Source organism: Candidatus Synechococcus spongiarum SH4 (assembly GCF_000586015.1).
In the GTDB taxonomy this organism is placed as follows: Bacteria; Cyanobacteriota; Cyanobacteriia; order PCC-6307; family Cyanobiaceae; genus Synechococcus_B; species Synechococcus_B spongiarum_F.
The window spans coordinates 1-2,389 of record NZ_JENA01000244.1; the positions used below are offsets into that span (position 1 = coordinate 1).

The following is a 2,389-nucleotide window of genomic DNA, read 5'->3' on the forward strand; positions in this document are numbered from 1 at the left end:
TTGCTGCGGGGGTTTGATCGGGGCTGTGTGGCCAGTGTGGAGGCGGCCATGGCGGAGAAGGGCCTGATATTGCGCAAGGGGGTGTCTCCCCAGGCCATCACCAGCACTGCCACGGGCCGCTGTGTGGAGCTCTCCGACGGCAGCAGCGTGGCGGCGGACGCCGTGCTCCTGGCCACCGGCCGCAGGCCGCGACTGGAGGGGTTAAACCTGGAGGCGGCTGGCGTGGCGGTGGAGGAGGGGCGTATCCCCGTGGACAGTGACCAACGCACCAACGTGGCCCACATGTTTGCTGTGGGGGACGTGACGGATCGCATCAACCTGACCCCCGTGGCGGTGGACGAGGGGCGCGCCTTTGCCGATTCCCGGTTTGGGGGGAAACCCCGCCGCACGGACCACGGCCTGGTGGCCAGCGCGGTGTTCACCCAGCCGGAGCTGGCCACGGTGGGTCTATCCGAGGAGGAGGCCAGGCAACGCCATGGAGAGGAGGCGCGGGTGTGTGAGGCCCGTTTCCGCAGCCTGTCCCGAGCCCTGCCCAAAACCGGCAGCCCCTGCCATTTGAAGCTGGTGCTGGGGCCCCAGGAGCGGGTGCTGGGCTGTCACATGGTGGGGGAGCACAGCGCCGAGATCATTCAGATGGCCGCCATCGCCCTGGGGATGGGGGCCAGCAAGGGGGATTTTGACCGCACCATGGCCCTCCATCCCAGCATCAGTGAGGAGTTTGTGACCATGGGATGAGGTCGAGGCGCCCTATCAGGACGGTGGCTTGACCCGGCCACAGCCAAGGCCAAGGGAACGTTAAGGTTTATGGATGGTTCTCTGTTGTGCGACTCGTTGATGGCCCGAGGTTAGGGAAACACTCCTAACAAAAGCCATCCAGGTGCAAAAGTCCAGTGATAGAGCGGGTTGTAATGGCTCATTCTTAGGGATTGCGCCTGAACTTTTCTACGATGTGGGTGCAAGTCCCACCGTCTAGGGCAAAGACGACTCCCGATCTGGCCACGCAAAGAACGCTTGTCAATGTTTTGAGCGAAGCTGGCGACAGGGCACAAAAGATACATCCTCTAGTATCGGTGGATACCAAGATGTGTCTCCTGCATCAGACAGGATCCAAGGAGTGCTAATGGGGAGACGGCATGGCTACTTTACGGAATCACCTGAAAAAGCCTCCTAAAACCATCGTCATGGGAGTTCTGATCGTTCGTAGAACGAATCTCCCAAGTTGAATCGGCTTTTGTTCCCACTAGGTCCTAGCAGAGTCCTGGCTACCCGTTCGCTTAACACCCAAAAGTGAGCTTGCCTGGGAGTGGGTTCGGGGGAAGTGGTGAGGCCTAAACCGTCCAAACAATCGTAGGAAGGAACGAGTAGAAACCATGATTCAGTCTCCGGGATAGGTCGAAACCGGAGTAAGAGGACAAGCTCTTGAATCTGGACATGGGGTAAGATGGTGAGTAACTTCACCGATGACATCAGAACACTTTCTTTCAAGCAAACAGCACAAAGCCATGACTACGAAAGTCAAAGGATGCAACAATCCGGATTTTTTCTTCCAGAAATGGAAGAACCTTCCCTGGAAAGCCCATGGGAGAAGGGTGTTTAAGTTGCAAGTTAGAATGTGGAAAGCTACCCGGAGAAAAGACAAGGCCACGGTCTTGTTTTTACAAAGACTCATCAGTAGATCCTATTCGGCTAGACTGCTAGCCATCTGTCAAGTGACCCAGCTTAATGCTGGTAAGAAGACGGCGGGAGTTGATGGGAAGAAGTCTCTTTCTTGTAAAGAACGCTTTCAACTTGAATCTGTGCTACGGACTCAAGTGTCAACCTGGAAATCTTCAAAGCTGAAAAGTGTCCCCATTCCTAAAAAGTCCGAGGGAACTCGAATGTTGAAGATGCTCACAATCTATGATAGAGCTTGGCAATGCTTAGTCAAACTATCGATTGAACCTGCCCACGAAGCCATCTTCCATGCAAGATCTTATGGTTTCCGTCCTGGACGTTCCCCTTGGGATGCCCAGAATTGGGATGCCCAGAAGCTGATTTTAAGTCAGTTAAGCTCTAGGGCCAATGGAATCCGTAAGAGAATCTTGGAAGTGGATAGAGAAAAATGCTTCGACAGGATAAACCACAACGAATTGATGCGCCGCGTAAAAGCTCCTTGTGAGTTGAAACAGGGTCTGTGGAAAGCACCAAAAGCAGGTGGTGATCCTACGGAATATCCATCGCAAGATCGGGGAACGCCTCAAGGTGGGGTGATTCGTCCTTTGCTAGCAAACATCGCACTTAACGGAATCGAGGATTGTGGTGGATTCGCGCCTTACGGGAGATGGAAACACTATCCTGCTCCAGGGATTCGGTACGCCGATGACATGGTTTTTATTCTGAAACCAAACCA

At 54.6% G+C, this 2,389-nt stretch carries 2 protein-coding genes; both read left to right on the forward strand.

Annotated elements, in window-relative coordinates:
- Positions 1 to 735, forward strand: a 735-nt coding sequence (locus tag BG35_RS0109170) for an oxidoreductase dimerization domain-containing protein (RefSeq protein WP_025782583.1), incomplete at its 5' end; no start/stop codon positions are given.
- Positions 736 to 1,502: 767 nt separating this feature from the next.
- The coding region (locus tag BG35_RS12500) for a reverse transcriptase N-terminal domain-containing protein (RefSeq protein WP_173399753.1) at positions 1,503 to 2,389 on the forward strand (887 nt) is incomplete at its 3' end.